We start from the raw sequence: 20,716 nt of genomic DNA, 5'->3' as shown, positions 1-20,716 counted from the left end.
TATTGACTGAATGCTCATTCATTATATAATGAAAGTAAGTTTGTTCAGAAAATTTATTTTATTTTTACAACAAAGGGGGAAGGGTATTGTGCTTTGGTTGAACTGGATCGCTTTTTTGCTTGTGACAGCGTACGCTGTTCATCTATTTGTCTATCTCGTCAAAACGCGCATTGCGTATATTAAGCTAGGGAAAAAAGTTGAGTTTGATGGAAAAGTAAAAGAACGTCTGCAAAACATATGGATCAATGTTTTTGGGCAAAAAAAGCTATTAAAAGATAAAAAAAGCGGCATTATTCACGTCATGTTCTTTTACGGCTTTATTCTCGTTCAATTTGGTGCCATTGACTTCATCATTAAAGGGCTTGTCCCAGGGGCGCACTTGCCGCTCGGGCCACTTTATCCAGCGTTTACGTTTTTTCAAGAAATTGTGACATTACTTATTTTAGTGGCGGTACTATGGGCGTTTTATCGTCGTTACATTGAAAAGCTTGTCCGCTTAAAACGTGATTTCAAAGCAGGACTTGTTCTTATTTTTATCGGTGGACTTATGCTTTCCGTGCTGTTTGGAAATGGCATGGGGCGCATTTGGCATAACGAAGGAACGTCATGGAGCGAACCTGTCGCTTCTGCGATTGCACTTGCATTTAATTGGGTAGGAGAAACAGGAGCAGCAGTATTGTTTTTCGTTGCTTGGTGGGTGCACTTGCTGATTTTATTAACGTTTTTAGTGTACGTGCCACAATCGAAACATGCCCATTTAATCGCTGGACCAGTCAATGTCTTTTTTAGTCGGTTAACGAGACCGAAGCTTGAGAAAATCAACTTTGAAGATGAGACGCAAGAGTCGTTTGGTGTTGGGAAAATTGAAGATTTTAAGCAAACGCAACTCATCGATTTATATGCGTGTGTCGAGTGCGGGCGCTGCACGAACATGTGTCCAGCAACGGGGACAGGGAAAATGTTATCACCGATGGATCTTATTTTAAAATTGCGTGACCATTTAACTGAAAAAGGCGCAGCCATCACATCGAAAGCTCCTTGGGTACCAACGTTTGCGTTTGCGAATACAAAAGGAAACCAACTCGCCTTCATGGCGCAAGGAATGCAAGAACAAGCGGCAACGATCGAAATGCCGAATTTGATTGGCGATGTCATTACGGAAGAAGAAATTTGGGCATGTACGACGTGTCGCAACTGTGAAGACCAATGCCCAGTTATGAATGAACATGTCGATAAAATTATTGACTTACGTCGTTACCTCGTATTAACAGAAGGAAAGTTAAACCCTGATGCACAGCGTGCGATGACAAATATCGAACGTCAAGGAAATCCATGGGGACTGAATCGCAAAGAAAAGGAAAATTGGCGCGAGTTGTGTGAAGATGTCCGGATTCCGACAGTAAAAGAAATGCAAAAAGCTGGAGAAGAATTCGAATATTTATTATGGGTCGGCTCGATGGGGTCATTCGATAACCGAAGCCAAAAAATTGCGTTAGCTTTTGCGCGTCTATTAAATGAAGCAGGCGTGAAATTTGCGATTTTAGGCAACAAGGAGAAAAACTCTGGCGATACGCCGCGCCGTTTAGGAAACGAATTTTTATTCCAAGAATTAGCAACATCTAATATTGCAGAGTTTGAAAAAGCAGGTGTGAAAAAAATTGTGACGATCGATCCGCATGCGTATAACACATTCAAAAATGAATATCCGGATTTCGGCTTTGAAGCGGAAGTATATCACCATACAGAGTTACTAGCAAAGCTTGTGGAAGAAGGTCGCCTCGTCCCAAAATATGAAGTCAACGAAGTCGTTACATTCCACGATTCATGTTATTTAGGCAGATATAACGATGTATACGATGCACCGCGTCAAATTTTGAAAGCGATTCCGGGTGTGAAGCTCGTGGAAATGGCACGCCATCGCGAAACAGGCATGTGTTGCGGTGCAGGTGGCGGATTAATGTGGATGGAAGAAACGACAGGCACGCGCATTAACGTAGCGCGCACAGAACAGGCGCTTGAAGTGAATCCAACAGTTATTAGCTCGGGCTGTCCGTACTGTTTAACGATGTTATCAGATGGAACAAAAGCAAAAGAAGTGGAAGAAAAAGTCGGCACGTATGATGTCGCTGAGCTGTTAGAAAAGGCTGTATTTGGACCTGTTCATTAAAAAATTCTAAAAAAAATAAATAGTTTTATTTTTAAGACATTTTCAGTATAATGAAAGCAACGGGAAGGTGTGCGGTTTCGTGCGCCTTCTTTGCCCGTCCATAATTGAACGAGCGTTCGCTCAACATTTTTGAAAGGGCTTTCTTATGAAGAAAAGGGGGAGAAACATGAGGAAAACGGTCATTGTTAGCGGGGTACGTACACCATTTGGAAAATTCGGTGGAAGTTTAAGTGCATTCAGCGCTGCGCAGCTTGGAGGTATGGCAATCAAAGAGGCGCTCGTGCGCGCAAATATGAATGCAGAAGATGTCGATGAAGTCGTTTTTGGTACTGTATTGCAAGGTGGACAAGGACAACTTCCATCGCGACAAGCGGCCAGAGAAGCAGGCATTCCGTGGGAGACGAAAACAGAAACGATCAATAAAGTATGCGCCTCAGGGATGCGTAGTGTCACGCTCGGTGATCAAATTATTCGTGCTGGGGACGCGGATGTCATCGTTGCAGGTGGAATGGAATCGATGAGCAACGCACCGTATATATTGCCGAAAGCACGCTGGGGACTGCGCATGGGTGATTCGACGGTAAAAGATTTAATGGTGTATGACGGATTAACATGCAGTTTTACAGGCGTGCATATGGGCATTTACGGAAGTGAGACGGCAAAAGAGTTAGGTATTACGCGTGAAGAGCAAGATCGTTGGGCGTATCGAAGTCATCAATTAGCTATTGCAGCGATCGAAAGCGGTAAGTTTGCGGAAGAAATCGTTTCTGTTACTATTCCGCAACGAAAAGGCGAACCGATCACAGTAGCGGTTGATGAGTCGCCGCGTAAAGATACGTCGCTTGAAAAATTAGCGAAGCTTGCGCCTGTGTTTGATCCAACGGGCACCATTACCGCAGGAAATGCGCCAGGGGTAAATGATGGGGCAGCTGCGCTTGTATTAATGAGCGAAGAACGGGCGCAACAAGAAGGGCTCACCCCGCTTGCGACGATTGTCGCGCATACGGCAATTGCCATTGAAGCGAAAGATTTTCCGAAAACGCCAGGCATCGTCATCAATGAATTGTTGCGTAAAACAGGAAAAACAGTAAACGACATTGATTTATTTGAAATTAACGAAGCGTTTGCTGCTGTCGCTTTAGCAAGCATGAAAATTGCTGACTTGCCAGAAGAAAAAGTAAACGTCAACGGTGGCGCCATTGCCCTTGGGCATCCGATCGGGGCAAGCGGTGCGCGCGTTATTATTACGTTAATTCATGAATTAAAACGCCGTGGTGGCGGCACTGGCATTGCAGCGATTTGTAGCGGTGGCGGTCAAGGCGATGCAGTAATGATTGAAGTTCATTAACGGGGGATGGAACGATGAAAAAAGTGATGGTTGTTGGTGCTGGTCAAATGGGATCAGGGATTGCTCAAGTGTGTGCCACAGCAGGATATGACGTCATTTTAAACGATGTCAATGAAGAGCGCGTACAATGGGGGCTGAACAATATTGCAAAAAGCATCAATAAGTTTGTTGAAAAAGGAACATTCAGCGCACAACAGCGCGATGAAGTGATCGGTCGCATTCGTCCATCGACAACTTTGCAAGATGGAAGCGATGTCGATGTCGTCATCGAAGCGGTTGTTGAAAATATGGATGTGAAAACAGCATTGTTTGCACAGCTAGATGAAATCACTCCTCCGCATGCCATTTTAGCGACAAATACGTCCTCACTACCGATTACAGAAATTGCCGCAGCAACGAAGCGACCAGAGAAAGTCATTGGCATGCATTTTATGAATCCAGTACCGATTATGAAACTTGTTGAAATTATTCGCGGTCTCGCGACGGCTGACGAAGTATATGAAGCGATCGAACAAATGACAAAAACGTTAGGAAAAGTACCGGTTGAAGTAAACGATTTCCCAGGATTTGTTTCCAATCGTGTATTAATGCCGATGATTAATGAAGCGATTTATTGTTTATACGAAGGTGTGGCGACGAAAGAAGCGATTGACGAAGTGATGAAACTTGGCATGAATCATCCAATGGGACCGCTCACCTTAGCGGATTTTATCGGCTTAGATACGTGTCTATACATTATGGAAGTGCTTCATGATGGACTTGGTGACGATAAATATCGTCCGTGTCCGCTTTTACGTAAATATGTGAAAGCGGGTTGGCTCGGACGAAAAACAGGGCGAGGATTTTACACGTACGAATAAAGGGGTTGTCAGCATGAATTTACATTTTACAGAAGAACAGCAAATGATGCGTCAAATGGTGCGCGAGTTTGCTGAAAATGAAATTGCACCGTTCGTTGAACGGATGGAGCGCGGAGAGTTTCCGCGCCCGATTCTTGAAAAAATGGCGGAGCTCGGCTTAATGGGGATTACTGTACCTGAGCAATATGGCGGTGCGGGGATGGATTTTACGTCATATATCATTGCGATACACGAAATTTCAAAAGTGAGCGCTGTCGTAGGGGTCATTTTATCTGTCCATACGTCTGTCGGCACAAATCCGATTTTATATTTCGGAACGGAGGAGCAAAAACGAAAATATGTGCCGAAGCTCGCGCGCGGTGAATATTTAGGAGCGTTTTGCTTAACAGAACCAGGATCAGGATCGGATGCAGCAAGCTTAAAAACGACAGCCATTCGCGATGGTGACCATTATGTATTAAATGGCTCGAAAGTATTTATTACAAACGGTGGGGAAGCGGATACGTATATCGTATTTGCTCGTACAAATCCAGAAGAAAAAGGAAGTAAAGGAGTAAGCGCATTTATCGTTGAAAAACATACGCCAGGTCTTATCATCGGAAAAGACGAGAAAAAAATGGGGTTGCACGGCTCACGTACGGTTCAATTATCGTTTGAAGATATGCGCGTGCCTGCGGAAAACTTACTCGGTCAAGAAGGGGACGGATTTAAAATCGCGATGGCTAACTTAGATAGCGGTCGTATCGGGATTGCGGCTCAATCGCTCGGTATTGCCGAAGCCGCGCTTGAACATGCAACGAATTATGCGAAAGAACGCATTCAATTCGGTAAGCCGATCGCCGAACAACAAGGCATTGCGTTTAAACTAGCCGATATGGCAACGAACGTCGAAGCGGCCAAACTGCTCGTTTATCATGCTGCTTTTTTACGTTCAAACGGTATGCCGTGTGGAAAAGAAGCGTCGATGGCGAAGCTGTTTGCATCAAAAACAGCGATGGAAAACGCCATTGAAGCGGTACAAATTTTCGGAGGCAACGGCTACACAGAAGACTATCCGGTTGAACGGCTATTCCGCGATGCGAAAGTGTGCGAAATTTATGAAGGAACGAGTGAAATTCAACGGCTTGTCATTAGTAAACATTTGTTGAGGGGGATGGGAAAATGAATTTTCAACTTAGTGAAGAGCATGAAATGATACGAAAAATGGTGCGCGATTTTGCGAAAAACGAAGTGGCACCGACAGCAGCAGAACGCGATGAAGAAGAACGTTTTGATCGCGACATTTTTAATAAAATGGCGGAGCTCGGTTTGACGGGCATCCCGTGGCCAGAGGAATACGGTGGTATCGGTAGCGATTATTTAGCATACGTCATCGCTGTGGAGGAGCTTTCAAAGGTGTGCGCATCGACAGGGGTGACGCTTTCCGCTCACATTTCGTTAGCAAGTTGGCCGATTTATAAATTTGGGAACGAACAACAAAAACAAACGTATTTACGAGCATTAGCAACAGGCGAAAAGCTTGGGGCATACGGTTTGTCTGAACCAGGGGCAGGTTCTGACGTTTCAGCAATGAAAACGCGTGCTGTAAAGGATGGCGATCATTACGTATTAAACGGCTCAAAAGTATGGATTACAAACGGTGGGGAAGCAGACATTTATGTTGTTTTTGCGGTGACAGATCCAGAGAAAAAACATCGTGGCATTAGCGCATTTATTGTTGAAAAAGGAACGCCTGGATTTTCGATCGGGAAAAAAGAGAAAAAGCTTGGCATTCGTTCATCACCAACGACGGAGCTTATTTTTGAAGATTGTCGCATTCCGAAAGAAAATTTGCTCGGTGAAGAAGGAGAAGGATTTAAAATTGCGATGATGACGCTTGATGGTGGTCGAAATGGCATCGCTGCGCAAGCGGTCGGCATCGCTCAAGGGGCGTTAGATGCAGCGGTAGAATATGCGAAAGGACGTATTCAATTCGGTAAGCCAATTGCAGAACAACAAGGTATTGCCTTTAAGCTAGCTGATATGGCAACAGCGATTGAAGCGGCTCGTTTACTAACGTATCAAGCGGCATGGCTTGAATCAAACGGTTTACCGTACGGAAAAGAATCAGCGATGGCAAAATTGTTTGCAGGGGATACAGCGATGAAAGTGACCGTTGAAGCGGTACAAATTTTTGGCGGCTACGGTTATACGAAAGACTATCCAGTGGAGCGGTTTATGCGCGATGCAAAAATTACGCAAATTTATGAAGGGACGCAAGAAATTCAACGCATCGTCATTTCAAGAATGTTAACGAAATAGGAGGGGTGTGATGAAAAAGCGTGAAGTTCCAGCATCTGTAAAAGATGAGCGGCTTGTGAAAAAAAGGCGCAACCAAATGATTAAAGGGGCGATTTCGCTATTTAAGCAAAAAGGGTTTCATCAAACGACGACGCGCGAAATTGCCCGCGCTTCTGGCTTTAGCATCGGAACGTTGTACGAATACATTCGCAAAAAAGAAGACGTCCTTTATTTAGTGTGCGATCGCATTTACGATGAAGTGCGCGATCGCATGGAACAAGCTATTGATACGACACAAGGGGATTTAGACGGCTTAAAATTAGCGATTGCTTACTATTTTCGTGTCGTTGATGAGCTGCAAGATGAAGTGCTCGTCATGTATCAAGAGGCAAAATCACTTGGTAAAGAATCGCTTCCGTATGTGCTTAATAAAGAATTGCAAATGGTTGCGATGTTTGAACATATTTTACGACGCTGCGTGGACAATGGGGTATTTTCATTAACAGAACAAGAAATTCAATTATTTGCACATAACATTTTCGTGCTCGGTCAAATGTGGGGGTTCCGTCGTTGGGCGTTGAAAAAAATGTATACGCTCGATGAATATATTCAATTGCAAACAAAGCTATTGCTTGAAGGGCTTATGAAGCGGTAGCGAAAGGGGATGGGAGAAAGATGGCGCACATTTATCGTCCAAAACATCACGTTCGCTTTGTGACGGCGTCTAGTTTATTCGATGGGCATGATGCGGCAATCAACATTATGCGTCGCATTTTGCAAGCGAGCGGAGCTGAGGTCATTCATCTTGGACATAACCGCTCGGTTGAAGAAATTGTGAACGCTGCGATTCAAGAAGATGTGCAGGGCATTGCGGTATCTTCGTATCAAGGCGGTCATATGGAGTTTTTTAAATATATGTACGACTTATTACAACAGCGTGGTGCGGGACACATTCGCATCTATGGTGGTGGTGGTGGTGTCATTATTCCAAGGGAAATAAAAGAATTGCACGAATATGGTATCGCGCGTATTTTCTCGCCAGAAGACGGTCGACGTTACGGATTGCAAGGAATGATTAACATCATGATGGAAGAATGTGATTTTCCGACTGTCAAAGAAATTACCGATGAAGTAGAGCGATTAGCAACCGGGGACGTTCAAGCCGTAGCTCGCTTAATTACAGTGTGTGAGAACGGCGTAAACGCTCATAGCGAAATTGCTGCCACAGCCGAAGCCGTTTTCCGACAAGTGAAAGCGATGGCGAAACGCGTACCAGTTCTCGGCATTACCGGAACAGGTGGTGCGGGAAAAAGCTCGCTCACCGATGAACTTGTCCGCCGCTTTTTAAACGAAATTCCAGACAAAAAAGTGGCCATTTTATCGGTTGACCCGACAAAACAAAAAACGGGCGGTGCGTTGCTTGGGGATCGCATTCGTATGAATGCCATTTCTTCTCCGCGGGTGTATATGCGGAGCTTAGCAACACGTAGCTCGCGTTCGGAATTGTCGCTTGCGATTCAAGATGCGATTGAAGTCGTGAAAGCAGCAGGTTTTGATTTAGTGATCGTAGAAACGAGCGGGATCGGGCAAGGCGATGCAGCTATTAAAGATATTTGCGATATTGCGATGTATGTGATGACGAGCGAGTTCGGTGCTCCGTCGCAGCTCGAAAAAATTGATATGATCGACTATGCCGATCTCATCGTTATTAATAAATTTGAGCGACAAGGTTCAGAAGATGCGAAGCGCCAAGTGCAAAAGCAATATCAACGCAGCCATCAACTATTTGATCGCGATGTAAGCGAAATGCCTGTATTCGGCACGATCGCCAGCCAATTTAACGATCCAGGAACGAATACGCTGTTTGTTGCCTTAATCGATTTAATTAACGAACGAATGGGCACGAATTGGACAACGACATTGCAAAAAGTTGATCATGTTGAAAAACAAAACGTCATTATCCCGAACGAACGTCGCCATTATTTGCGCGAAATTGCCGATACGATCCGTCAATATCATAAGCGCGTTAACGAGCAGTGTGACATTGCTCGTCGCCTATTTCAGCTTGAAGGTGCCATCGAAACGATGAATGAGTATCATCGGGAACAAGCATTGGAAGCTTTGCAAGAGGCCAAGCGATCATATGAGGAAAAATTAACGCCAGAGTCGAGAAAGCTATTAGCTTCATGGGAAGATGTCAAAAAGAAATATGCCGCTAAAGAGTTTGTGACAAAAGTGCGCGATAAAGAAATCGTCACGCCACTAACGACAAAAAGTTTAGCAGGGTTAAATATTCCAAAAGTGGCGTTGCCAAAGTTTAAAGATTACGGAGAAATTTTACGATGGCTTTATAAAGAAAACGTTCCAGGTGTATTTCCATTTACCGCAGGTGTATTCCCGTTTAAACGGCAAGAAGAAGATCCGAAGCGACAATTTGCAGGAGAAGGTACGCCAGAGCGAACGAATCGGCGCTTCCATTACTTATGTAAAGACGATCCAGCGAAACGGTTAAGTACAGCGTTTGATTCCGTTACGTTATATGGAGAAGATCCGAATGAACGTCCAGACATTTTCGGAAAAATCGGTGAAAGTGGCGTAAGCGTTTGTACGTTAGATGATATGAAAAAGTTATACAAAGGTTTTGATTTATGCCATCCGCTTACATCTGTATCGATGACAATTAACGGTCCTGCGCCAATCATTTTAGCGATGTTTCTAAATACAGCGATTGATCAACAAGTAGAGAAGAAAGAAGCAGAGCTTGGACGAAAGTTAACGAAAGAAGAATACGAACAAGTCAAAGCATGGACGTTGCAAACGGTTCGGGGGACAGTCCAAGCGGACATTTTAAAAGAAGATCAAGGGCAAAATACGTGTATTTTTTCGACTGAGTTTGCTTTGCGCATGATGGGGGACATTCAACAATACTTTATCGACAATCGCGTTCGTAACTATTATTCTGTTTCCATCTCAGGCTATCATATTGCTGAAGCAGGAGCGAATCCGATTACGCAATTGGCGTTTACGCTAGCAAACGGTTTCACGTACGTAGAATATTATTTAAGCCGAGGCATGCACATTGATGATTTTGCGCCAAACTTATCGTTTTTCTTCAGTAACGGTCTCGATCCAGAATATACTGTCATCGGTCGGGTGGCCCGACGCATTTGGGCGGTTGCGATGCGCGAAAAATACGGGGCAAATGAACGAAGCCAAAAGTTGAAATATCACGTGCAAACGTCAGGTCGTTCGCTTCACGCGCAAGAAATTGACTTTAACGATATTCGTACAACGTTACAAGCGCTTATGGCGCTCCATGATAATTGTAACTCGCTTCATACGAACGCCTATGATGAAGCGATTACAACACCAACTGAAGAGTCTGTCCGTCGGGCGATGGCTATTCAGCTCATCATTACAAAAGAACATGGGTTAACGAAAAATGAAAACCCACTACAAGGTTCGTTCATTATTGAAGAGTTAACAGATTTAGTTGAAGAAGCGGTGTTAAAAGAGTTCGAACGTCTTGATGAACGCGGCGGCGTACTTGGCGCGATGGAAATGCAATATCAACGCGGCAAAATTCAAGATGAATCGATGTATTATGAAATGAAAAAACATAGCGGAGAGTTGCCGATCATTGGCGTGAACACATATTTAAATCCGAATGCAGCTGTCGAGGAAGAAATTGAAAGCTTGCAGCTTGCGCGCGCCTCGTACGAAGAAAAGCAACTACAACTCGAAAACTTGCGCAAATTCCAGGAACAACATAAAGGTGAAGTCGATGAAGCGCTTACGCGGTTAAAACATGTCGCCGTAAGCGGTGGAAACATTTTCGCTGAACTAATGGAAACGGTCAAAGTAGCAAGCTTAGGACAAATTACAAAAGCGTTGTACGAAGTCGGTGGACAATATCGCCGCAATATGTAATGTCGGGGGATGTCCCGACATTTTTTTTGGGCAACCGTCTAGCATAAAGTAAATGAATTTGTTTATAATGAATGGTATGGATTTTTGTTGTTTTCATACGTTGGAGAAAGGGAGTGCGGAAAGTGAGTTTGGAGCAATACTCTCAAGAACAATTGCGAGAGATGTCTTTCGTCGAACTTGCGTATTTACTATATATGTGAGAAAAAGCAGACGGTGTCATTTCAAGAGATGGTTGAACAGCTAGTCGCGATGAAAGGATTATCTGAAAGCGAAGTGAGCGCGCGATTAGCGCAGTTTTATACAGATTTAAACGTCGATGGGCGGTTCATTTGTGTTGGGGAAACGGCTTGGGGCTTGCGTTCGTGGTATCCGTATGATCAAACAGAGGATGAAGCAGTGCCTGTAGAACGCGTGAAGAAGAAGAAAAAAGTGGCGGATGACTTTGACGATTTCGATGAACTCATCGATGAAGACGAACTCGTATATGACGATTTAGATGAAGAATTATTAGATGATGAAGAGCTGTTAGACGATGATTTTGTATTAGATGAAGACGAAGAAGTCATTGATGATTTATTAGATGAAGAACTCGATTTAGACGACGCTCCAATTGATGAAGAGCTAGACGTCGTCGATGAAGAATTAGAGTTAGAAGAAGATGAGGAATTATAACCTTGACTTTTTACATCGATATATGTAGAATTCTGTTTGGGCTCTTTTCATAGAGATACGTTCGCTCCCTTACATATTTGTAAGCGGAGCGTTTTTATTTTTCCCCGAATTCGCACACACTGTAACTATTCTAAATGAGTTGAGGGGGAAGGTTTTCATGACAAAATATATTTTTGTAACAGGTGGCGTTGTATCATCGCTTGGGAAAGGAATTACGGCTGCATCACTTGGCCGATTATTAAAAAATCGTGGCTTAAAAGTGACGATTCAAAAGTTTGATCCGTACATTAACGTTGACCCAGGAACGATGAGTCCGTATCAACACGGAGAAGTGTTCGTTACAGATGACGGAGCGGAAACGGACTTAGACTTAGGACATTATGAGCGCTTTATTGACATTAATTTAAACAAATACAGCAACGTAACAACGGGAAAAATTTATTCGACCGTATTGAAAAAAGAACGTCGCGGCGATTATTTAGGTGGTACGGTCCAAGTTATTCCTCACATTACAAACGAAATTAAAGAGCGCGTGTTTCGAGCAGGGCGTGAAACGAATGCGGACGTAGTTATTACTGAAATTGGTGGAACGGTTGGTGACATTGAATCTCTTCCGTTTTTAGAAGCGATTCGTCAAATTAAAAGCGATGTCGGCCGTGACAATGTCATGTACATTCATTGTACGCTTGTACCGTATATTAAAGCGGCAGGTGAAATGAAAACGAAACCGACGCAACATAGCGTCAAAGAGTTGCGCAGCTTAGGCATTCAGCCAAACGTCATCGTCGTGCGTACAGAAATGCCGATGTCTCAAGATATGAAAGATAAAATCGCTTTGTTCTGTGACATCGATCCGAAAGCGGTCATTGAAGCGCGCGATGCCGATACGTTATACGCTGTGCCACTTATGCTTCAGGAACAAAAGCTCGATCAAATCGTTTGTGAACATTTAAAACTAAATTGTAACGAAGCGGATATGACCGAATGGGTTGCACTCGTTGAAAAAGTGCGCAATTTATCAAACAAAACAACGATTGCGCTCGTTGGAAAATACGTTGAGCTTCAAGATGCGTACATTTCTGTCGTGGAAGCGTTACGTCATGCAGGATATGCGTTTGATGCGGATATAGATATTCGTTGGATTAACTCTGAGCATGTCGATCGCGACAATGTGGCGCAGTTGCTTCAAGGAGTAAACGGTATTCTCGTTCCAGGCGGATTTGGCGATCGTGGAATTGAAGGAAAAATTGAGGCGATTCGCTATGCGCGTGAGCAACGCATCCCATTCCTTGGCATTTGTCTAGGTATGCAGTTAGCATCTGTTGAATTTGCTCGTCATGTCGTAGGGTTAAAAGGCGCACATTCGGCGGAAATCGATCCGAACACGCCACATCCAATCATTGATTTATTGCCAGAACAAAAAGATATTGAAGATTTAGGAGGAACGCTTCGTCTCGGATTGTATCCGTGCAAGCTCGTTGAAGGAACGAAAGCGTACGAAGCATATCAAGATGAAGTCATTTATGAGCGCCATCGCCATCGTTATGAATTTAACAATGAGTATCGTACGATGATGGAGGAAAATGGTTTTATCTTTTCCGGTACAAGTCCAGATGGTCGCCTTGTAGAAATTATTGAGTTGAAAGATCATCCATGGTTCGTGGCGGCGCAGTTCCATCCAGAATTTACATCTCGCCCAACGCGTCCGCAGCCACTTTTCCGCGAATTTATTCGCGCATCGTTAGAAAAATAAAGGAGGATGTCCGATATGGGCATCCTCTTACTCGTATTCCGCAACGATTTCTTGCGCCATGAGCGCTAAGCTATGATAGGCAAATAAAGCGGCAATCGCAGAAGGAAAGCCAACACGCGTACCGTCTTCTGTTGGAACGAGCGGATGTTTTAAACATAAATCAATATGTACATCGACATAGTCAACAAGTGATGTCGTCGTTTCCGCTTTAACAGATGACATGCCGATCGTCCATATGTTTTGTTTTTGAAGCTGTTTGGCGATGTCGATAGCTTTTTCATCTGTGCAAAAACGTGCAACGATAAGTACGCGGTCAGCAGTTGTTACTTCGGTCATGTTGAACCGTTTTACGTTTGGGAACCTTTCAGCTCCATGTAGCGCTTCCGCAACAACTGCTTCCATTTCATCGCTACCGTAAATAAAAATCGTACCGTTACCAATGACTGCTTGCGCAAGTAAACGGGCGGCGTCTTCAAACTGTTGTTCTTCTTGGGCACTTATGCGCTGAAACACACCAACGAGTTGTGTTGATAATATTTTTAACATGATAAATCTCCTTTTTATGCGACGTTGTCTTTGTTGCTCATTATATTAAAAAATAAAAAAATGATCAAAATTAGAACATGAAGCAGGATAAATGGTAAAAATTTCGAAATAATGATACGATAATAAAAATAGGAACTTTACATATGAAAAAAAGAAAAATAGAGGTGTTTATATGGCGGGGAAGATTTTGATTGTGGACGATCAGTTTGGCATTCGTATTTTATTAAATGAAGTATTTCAAAAAGAAGGGTACGAAACGTATCAGGCGGCAAACGGTGTTCAAGCTCTTGATTTGTTTGCGAGACACTCCCCGGATTTAGTGTTGTTAGACATGAAAATTCCGGGCATGGACGGAGTAGAAATTTTAAAGAAAATGAAAGAGATGAATGAAAATGTAAAAGTCATTGTAATGACGGCTTACGGAGAGCTGGATATGATTCATGAAACGAAAAAACTCGGTGCGCTGACTCATTTTGCGAAACCGTTTGACATAGACGATATGCGTGATGCAGTGAAACAATATATTGGTTAACCATTGACAGTTTTTTGAACTTTTTTCACAAAGTTTTGTTCGTTTCGGTGAATAATGTTGATGTGTGGAAACAAAGTTTGTTATTCTTATAATGTACATACTATTCGAGATCGTCTTGTATAAATTTGTCGAATTTTGGCCATTGTACATGTGAGAGGCGCTTTCGGATAGTGAATCATGGCTACATTTAAGGAGGATTTAACGATGCCTTTAGTTTCAATGACGGAAATGCTTAAACAAGCATTGGCAGGCAAGTATGCGGTCGGTCAATTCAATATTAACAACTTAGAATGGACGCAAGCGATTTTAGCAGCAGCGGAAGAAGAAAAGTCCCCTGTGATCCTCGGTGTGTCTGAAGGAGCAGCTCGCTATATGGGCGGCTTTAAAACAGTTGTGAATATGGTCAAAGGGTTAATGGAGGACATGAACATTACGGTTCCTGTTGCGATTCACCTTGACCACGGTTCAAGCTTTGAAAAATGTAAAGCAGCAATTGACGCTGGATTTACATCTGTTATGATCGACGCATCACATCATCCGTTTGAAGAAAACGTCGAAATTACATCAAAAGTTGTAGAGTACGCTCATGCACGTGGCGTATCTGTTGAAGCGGAGCTCGGAACAGTCGGCGGACAAGAAGATGATGTTGTTGCAGAAGGAATCATTTATGCAAATCCAGATGAGTGCGAAGAGCTTGTCAAGCGTACAGGCATCGACTGTTTAGCACCAGCGCTTGGATCTGTACATGGGCCATACAAAGGTGAGCCAAAATTAGGCTTCAAAGAGATGGAAGAAATTCGTGACCGTACAGGTGTACCGCTCGTATTACACGGTGGAACAGGTATTCCGACTGAACAAATTCAACGTGCCATTTCGCTCGGTACGTCAAAAATTAATGTGAACACAGAAAATCAAATGGCGTTTACAAAAGTTGTGCGCGAAGTGTTAGCGAAAGATGAAAAAGTGTACGATCCACGCAAATTCCTCGGCCCTGGCCGCGATGCGATTAAAGAAACAGTGATTGGCAAAATGCGTGAATTCGGTTCTTCCGGCAAAGCGTTGTAATAAAAGCCGCACCGTTTCAGCCTTGCTGAAGCGGGCGGTTTTGTTTCATTCCACTTTGAAAGCGTTTAGGAGGTTGAAAATTATGAAATTTTTTATTGACACAGCAAATATTGATGAAATTCGCCATGCGCATGAGCTTGGTATTTTAGCGGGAGTAACAACAAATCCAAGCCTTGTCGCAAAAGAGAACGTATCATTCCACGATCGTCTTCGTGAAATTACTTCTCTCGTTTCAGGCTCGGTTAGTGCGGAAGTTATCGCTACAGATGCAGAAGGAATGATTGCGGAAGGGGAAGAATTAGCGAAAATTGCCCCAAACATTACTATTAAAGTACCGATGACGCCAGAAGGACTAAAGGCAGTAAAAGTATTTAGCGAAAAAGGCATTAAAACAAATGTGACACTTATTTTCAGCGCAAATCAAGCATTGTTGGCGGCACGCGCTGGGGCAACATACGTATCGCCATTTTTAGGTCGCTTAGACGATATCGGTCATAACGGCTTAGACTTAATTGAAACGATCGCAAACATTTTTGCCATTCATGACATTGAGACAGAAATTATCGCGGCATCCATTCGGCATCCACAGCATGTGACAGAAGCTGCATTAAAAGGAGCGCATATTGCGACTGTTCCTTACAACGTGCTTATGCAACTATTTAAACATCCACTTACTGATCAAGGCATCGAAAAATTTTTAGCAGACTGGAATAAAGCAAACCAAAAATAACGATTAAGCAGTTTTCCGTCGCGTTCTAGTACTTGCATGGCGAGAAGGGAGACACATATGGAAAAGTTAAAAATCGTTGGCGGTGACCTCCTTCAAGGCTCCGTGCGCATTAGTGGAGCGAAAAATAGCGCCGTCGCGCTCATTCCAGCCGCTATTTTAGCGAACGCACCTGTAGTCATTGAAGGGTTGCCGAACATTTCAGACGTTCATGTGCTCGGACAATTAATTGAAGAAATTGGTGGTGCCTTTCATTTCAATGAACACGAAGTCGTCATCGACCCGACACATATCGTTTCCATGCCTTTGCCGAACGGAAAAGTGAAAAAGTTGCGCGCTTCTTATTATTTGATGGGTGCGATGCTCGGGCGATTTAAAAAAGCGGTGATTGGATTGCCGGGCGGTTGTCATTTAGGGCCGCGCCCAATTGATCAGCACATTAAAGGATTTGAGGCGCTTGGAGCAAAAGTGACAAACGAACAAGGGGCCATTTATTTACGAGCTGAAGAGCTTCATGGTGCGCGCATTTACTTGGACGTTGTCAGCGTAGGCGCGACGATCAACATTATGTTAGCTGCCGTCTTAGCGAAAGGACGAACGATTATTGAAAACGCAGCAAAAGAACCAGAAATTATTGATGTGGCGACGCTATTGACAAACATGGGTGCGCGCATTAAAGGGGCAGGAACAGACGTCATTCGCATTGACGGTGTGGAACAGTTGCACGGTTGCCGCCATTCCATTATTCCGGATCGCATTGAAGCAGGAACGTATATGATTATCGGTGCAGCCATGGGAAAAGAAGTGATTATCGACAACGTCATTCCGCAACATTTAGAAGCTGTTATTGCGAAAATGCGAGAAATGGGCGTCATTGTAGAAACAAGCAATGACCAAATTTTTGTTGCGACGAAAGATCATCTTCGTGCTGTCGATATTAAAACGCTCGTTTACCCTGGTTTTCCGACCGATTTACAACAGCCATTCACTTCACTATTAACGAAAGCGTCTGGGACGAGCATTGTGACAGATACGATTTATAGCGCGCGATTTAAACATATTGATGAATTGCGGCGCATGAACGCTAACGTAAAAGTCGAAGGGCGTTCAGCGATCATTACAGGTCCATCTCGACTACAAGGGGCAAAAGTGCGTGCGACCGATTTGCGCGCAGGAGCTGCCCTTGTCGTTGCTGGACTAATGGCCGAAGGGGTTACAGAAATTACAGGATTAGAACATATTGATCGGGGCTACAGCAACTTAGTTGATAAACTCGCCAACCTTGGCGCAACGATTTGGCGTGAACAAATGACAGAGCAAGAAATTGAGCAACTGAAGAACACATAATGCAACAAAGGGGAGAGGGAGAAACGATGGAAAGAAGTTTATCGATGGAGCTTGTCCGTGTAACAGAAGCTGCGGCATTAGCTGCAGCACGCTGGATGGGGCGCGGTAAAAAAGATGAAGCAGATGAGGCGGCTACGTCTGCGATGCGCGATGTATTTGATACAGTACCGATGAAAGGAACGGTTGTCATCGGTGAAGGGGAAATGGACGAAGCACCGATGTTGTACATTGGAGAAAAGCTTGGCAACGGTTACGGTCCGCGCGTTGATGTCGCAGTTGATCCGCTCGAAGGAACAAATATTGTCGCTTCTGGTGGTTGGAACGCTTTAGCCGTTGTTGCGGTAGCGGATCATGGCAACTTGCTTCACGCGCCAGATATGTACATGGATAAAATTGCTGTTGGACCTGAAGCGGTCGGCATGATCGACATTAACGCACCGATTATTGATAATTTAAAAGCGGTAGCGAAAGCAAAAAACAAAGATATTGAAGACGTTGTGGCGATTATTTTAAATCGTCCACGCCACGAGCGCATCATTACGGAGTTGCGTGAAGCGGGTGCGCGTATTAAGCTCATTAATGATGGTGACGTCGCTGCTGCAATTAATACAGCGTTTGATCATACAGGTGTAGATATTTTATTTGGTTCAGGAGGCGCACCAGAAGGGGTATTAGCGGCTGTTGCGCTGAAATGTCTCGGTGGAGAAATACAAGGAAAACTATTACCACAAAACGATGCTGAATTAGATCGTTGTAAAAGAATGGGTATTGACGTAAACCGTGTGTTGCGTATGGAAGATCTCGTCAAAGGGGACGATGCCATTTTTGCAGCAACGGGTGTAACGGACGGAGAGTTGTTGCGGGGGGTACAATTTAAAGGTACATATGGCGAAACACACTCCGTTGTTATGCGTGCGAAATCTGGCACGGTTCGTTTTATCGAAGGACGCCACAGCTTAAAGAAAAAGCCGAACCTTGTCATCAAATAATCGCGGGATGCGCGAACTTTTCGCGCTCTCGCTCTTTTTCTATTGATTGACAATATAAAAAAAGGGTAAAATAGTCGTGTTACGTCTCTTCTCGTGATCATCTTTTCATCTTCGCTGTTTCCAACCCAAAGAGTAATTCATGAAAATAAATAAAAGAGTGGTGTAAGTATGGAGTTAGGAGATTTAACGATTGCAACGCTAGAAGATATGACGATTAAAGAGCTATACGAATTAGCTCGTCAATACAAAATATCGTATTACAGTAAACTGACAAAAAAAGAATTGATTTTTGCCATTTTAAAAGCGCGCGCGGAACAAGACGGTCTTTTCTTCATGGAAGGCGTGCTTGAAATTATTCAATCAGAAGGGTTTGGTTTTTTACGTCCAATTAACTATTCCCCTAGTTCAGAAGATATTTATATTTCCGCATCGCAAATTCGCCGCTTCGATCTGCGCAACGGTGATAAAGTATCAGGAAAAGTGCGCCCGCCAAAAGAAAACGAACGGTATTTCGGATTGTTGCACGTCGAAGCTGTAAACGGTGAAGACCCAGAAATTGCAAAAGAGCGCGTACACTTTCCAGCGCTTACGCCGCTTTATCCAAACCGACAAATGAAGCTAGAAACGACACCGGACAAACTATCTACTCGTCTCATCGATTTAATTGCTCCGATCGGATTCGGTCAGCGCGGTTTAATTGTTGCGCCTCCAAAAGCGGGAAAAACGATGTTGTTAAAAGAAATCGCCAACAGCATTACAACGAACCATCCTGACGTTGAACTGATCGTTTTACTCATCGACGAGCGTCCAGAGGAAGTGACGGATATTGAACGTTCCGTATCTGCCGATGTCGTTAGCTCGACGTTTGATGAAGTGCCAGAAAATCATATTAAAGTGGCGGAGCTCGTACTTGAACGGGCAATGCGTCTGGTTGAGCATAAACGTGACGTTGTCATTTTAATGGATAGTATTACTCGTTTAGCGCGCGCATACAACCTCGTCATTCCTCCAAGCGGCCGAACGCTTTCAGGAGGAATTGATCCGGCTGCGTTCCATCGTCCAAAACGGTTTTTCGGGGCAGCAAGAAACATTGAAGAAGGTGGCAGTTTAACGATTTTAGCGACCGCTCTTGTCGATACAGGTTCGCGCATGGACGATGTCATTTATGAAGAATTTAAAGGAACGGGGAATATGGAGCTTCATCTTGATCGCTCATTAGCAGAAAAGCGTATTTTCCCTGCCATCGACATTCGTCGTTCCGGTACACGAAAAGAGGAATTGTTAATCCCAAGAGAACATTTAGAAAAATTATGGGCGATTCGTAAGACAATGTCGGATACGCCAGACTTTATTGAGCGATTCATTCACCGACTAAAGCAAACAAAGACAAACGAAGAGTTTTTTGCGATGTTGGATGAGGAGTGGAAAACAGCCGGAAATTTAAAACGGTTATAAATGGATAGTTGCAAAACAGCGGGACGGTTGTTATAATTTTATCATGTGTGTTTTTGATTGCATATAAACTCTGTTTCGAAAAGATTCAGGGCGGAAGGAGATGAAATGAGATGAAAGCAGGAATCCATCCAAACTATAAAAAAGTGATGGTTAAATGCGCGTGTGGAAACGAGTTTGAGAGCGGTTCTGTTAAAGACGAAGTGCGCGTAGAAATTTGCTCAGCGTGCCATCCATTCTACACAGGACGTCAAAAATTCGCTTCTGCTGCAGGACGTGTTGATAAATTTAACAAAAAATACGGCCTTAAGTAATCCGTATGTCATGAAAACAGGCAAGCGAACATTTTTCACTTGCCTGTTTTTTTCGTGAAAGCTTGAAAGGAAGGAGACGCCCTGATGGATGTTATGAAGCAATCCGGCTGGCTCGAAGTCATTTGCGGCAGCATGTTTTCAGGAAAATCAGAAGAACTCATTCGCCGCGTACGCCGCGCCCAATTTGCGAAACAAGAAGTGAAGGTGTTTAAGCCAGCGATTGATAATCGATATAGTGAAGAAGCTGTCGTTTCTCATAATGGAACTTCTGTTATTGCTATTCCTGTTTCTTGTGCGTTACACATTCGAAAACATATCTCGGCAAATACGGACGTTGTGGCGATTGATGAAGTGCAGTTTTTTGACGAACATGTCGTTGATGTTGTGCAACAGCTTGCTGATGAAGGATATCGTGTCATTGTGGCTGGTTTAGACCAAGATTTTCGCGGTGAACCGTTCGGACCTGTTCCAACGTTAATGTCTATCGCTGAATCGGTGACAAAGCTACAAGCTGTTTGTACCGTCTGTGGCTCTCCTGCATCGCGCACGCAGCGGCTCATTAACGGTCGTCCTGCATCGTACAACGACCCTGTCATTTTAATCGGTGCAAGCGAATCGTACGAACCACGTTGCCGCCATCATCACGAAGTGCCTGATCATCCAGCGAAAAATAACACAAGTACAGAAACGGTGACTCGTCCATAAGGGCGAGTTTTTTCGTATGATCGTTTATG

At 43.8% G+C, this 20,716-nt stretch carries 17 protein-coding genes and 1 pseudogene; 17 read left to right on the top strand and 1 reads right to left on the bottom strand.

Annotation, left to right across the window (positions count from 1 at the left end):
* Window positions 1–28: 28 nt before the first annotated feature.
* The 9 genes and pseudogenes from ASC42_RS04920 (at window position 29) to ASC42_RS04880 (ending at window position 13,010) form a co-directional block, all read left to right on the top strand.
* Window positions 29–2,167, top strand: a complete 2,139-nt coding sequence (locus ASC42_RS04920; RefSeq protein ID WP_055440891.1) for a (Fe-S)-binding protein — start codon at window positions 29–31, stop codon at window positions 2,165–2,167.
* Between the two features lie 166 nt (window positions 2,168–2,333).
* Window positions 2,334–3,515 (top strand): acetyl-CoA C-acetyltransferase, encoded by a 1,182-nt coding sequence (locus tag ASC42_RS04915; protein WP_055440800.1) that lies wholly within the window; start codon window positions 2,334–2,336, stop codon window positions 3,513–3,515.
* A gap of 14 nt (window positions 3,516–3,529) precedes the next feature.
* A complete protein-coding gene (locus ASC42_RS04910) occupies window positions 3,530–4,375 on the top strand; it encodes a 3-hydroxybutyryl-CoA dehydrogenase (RefSeq protein WP_055440799.1) in 846 nt (281 codons plus the stop codon).
* A 13-nt stretch (window positions 4,376–4,388) separates the two neighbouring features.
* Window positions 4,389–5,540: an acyl-CoA dehydrogenase gene (locus ASC42_RS04905; RefSeq protein WP_055440798.1), complete on the top strand. Its 1,152-nt coding sequence runs from the start codon at window positions 4,389–4,391 to the stop codon at window positions 5,538–5,540.
* A complete protein-coding gene (locus ASC42_RS04900) occupies window positions 5,537–6,676 on the top strand; it encodes an acyl-CoA dehydrogenase (RefSeq protein WP_055440797.1) in 1,140 nt (379 codons plus the stop codon). The genes ASC42_RS04905 and ASC42_RS04900 overlap by 4 nt, the downstream gene beginning before the upstream one ends.
* A gap of 10 nt (window positions 6,677–6,686) precedes the next feature.
* Window positions 6,687–7,310 carry a TetR/AcrR family transcriptional regulator gene (locus ASC42_RS04895; RefSeq protein ID WP_055440796.1) on the top strand — a complete coding sequence of 208 codons (624 nt, stop codon included), beginning with the start codon at window positions 6,687–6,689 and terminating at the stop codon, window positions 7,308–7,310.
* 20 nt (window positions 7,311–7,330) lie between these two features.
* Window positions 7,331–10,585 carry a fused isobutyryl-CoA mutase/GTPase IcmF gene (icmF, locus tag ASC42_RS04890; protein ID WP_055440795.1) on the top strand — a complete coding sequence of 1,085 codons (3,255 nt, stop codon included), beginning with the start codon at window positions 7,331–7,333 and terminating at the stop codon, window positions 10,583–10,585.
* Window positions 10,586–10,656: 71 nt separating this feature from the next.
* Window positions 10,657–11,257: pseudogene (gene rpoE / locus ASC42_RS04885) on the top strand (DNA-directed RNA polymerase subunit delta).
* A gap of 157 nt (window positions 11,258–11,414) precedes the next feature.
* Window positions 11,415–13,010, top strand: a complete 1,596-nt coding sequence (locus ASC42_RS04880) for a CTP synthase (RefSeq protein ID WP_055440794.1) — start codon at window positions 11,415–11,417, stop codon at window positions 13,008–13,010.
* Window positions 13,011–13,037: 27 nt separating this feature from the next.
* On the opposite strand, the gene ASC42_RS04875 is transcribed toward ASC42_RS04880, so the two are convergent.
* Window positions 13,038–13,556, bottom strand: a complete 519-nt coding sequence (locus ASC42_RS04875; RefSeq protein ID WP_055440793.1) for a DUF2529 domain-containing protein — start codon at window positions 13,554–13,556, stop codon at window positions 13,038–13,040.
* A 172-nt stretch (window positions 13,557–13,728) separates the two neighbouring features.
* On the opposite strand from ASC42_RS04875, the gene ASC42_RS04870 reads away from it, so the two are divergent.
* The 8 genes from ASC42_RS04870 (at window position 13,729) to ASC42_RS04835 (ending at window position 20,687) form a co-directional block, all read left to right on the top strand.
* Window positions 13,729–14,088, top strand: coding sequence for a response regulator (locus tag ASC42_RS04870; protein WP_055440792.1), 360 nt, complete (start codon window positions 13,729–13,731; stop codon window positions 14,086–14,088).
* Window positions 14,089–14,292: 204 nt separating this feature from the next.
* Window positions 14,293–15,153 carry a class II fructose-bisphosphate aldolase gene (locus ASC42_RS04865; RefSeq protein ID WP_009360981.1) on the top strand — a complete coding sequence of 287 codons (861 nt, stop codon included), beginning with the start codon at window positions 14,293–14,295 and terminating at the stop codon, window positions 15,151–15,153.
* Between the two features lie 82 nt (window positions 15,154–15,235).
* Complete coding sequence (fsa, locus tag ASC42_RS04860) at window positions 15,236–15,883, top strand: fructose-6-phosphate aldolase (RefSeq protein ID WP_003397044.1); 648 nt, start codon at window positions 15,236–15,238, stop codon at window positions 15,881–15,883.
* Window positions 15,884–15,940: 57 nt separating this feature from the next.
* On the top strand, window positions 15,941–17,227 hold the full coding sequence (locus ASC42_RS04855) for a UDP-N-acetylglucosamine 1-carboxyvinyltransferase (RefSeq protein WP_055440791.1): 1,287 nt from the start codon (window positions 15,941–15,943) through the stop codon (window positions 17,225–17,227).
* Window positions 17,228–17,253: 26 nt separating this feature from the next.
* On the top strand, window positions 17,254–18,216 hold the full coding sequence (gene glpX, locus ASC42_RS04850; RefSeq protein ID WP_055440790.1) for a class II fructose-bisphosphatase: 963 nt from the start codon (window positions 17,254–17,256) through the stop codon (window positions 18,214–18,216).
* A gap of 168 nt (window positions 18,217–18,384) precedes the next feature.
* A complete protein-coding gene (gene rho, locus ASC42_RS04845; protein ID WP_055440789.1) occupies window positions 18,385–19,671 on the top strand; it encodes a transcription termination factor Rho in 1,287 nt (428 codons plus the stop codon).
* A 110-nt stretch (window positions 19,672–19,781) separates the two neighbouring features.
* Window positions 19,782–19,982, top strand: coding sequence for a 50S ribosomal protein L31 (gene rpmE / locus ASC42_RS04840; RefSeq protein WP_003397039.1), 201 nt, complete (start codon window positions 19,782–19,784; stop codon window positions 19,980–19,982).
* 84 nt (window positions 19,983–20,066) lie between these two features.
* Window positions 20,067–20,687: a thymidine kinase gene (locus ASC42_RS04835; protein ID WP_055440788.1), complete on the top strand. Its 621-nt coding sequence runs from the start codon at window positions 20,067–20,069 to the stop codon at window positions 20,685–20,687.
* The last annotated feature ends 29 nt before the right edge of the window (window positions 20,688–20,716 follow it).

Source organism: Anoxybacillus suryakundensis, from assembly GCF_001418025.1.
Lineage (GTDB): Bacteria > Bacillota > Bacilli > Bacillales > Anoxybacillaceae > Anoxybacillus > Anoxybacillus tengchongensis.
Note: the sequence above shows the minus strand (reverse complement) of the source record. Positions and strands in the feature narration are given on the sequence as shown.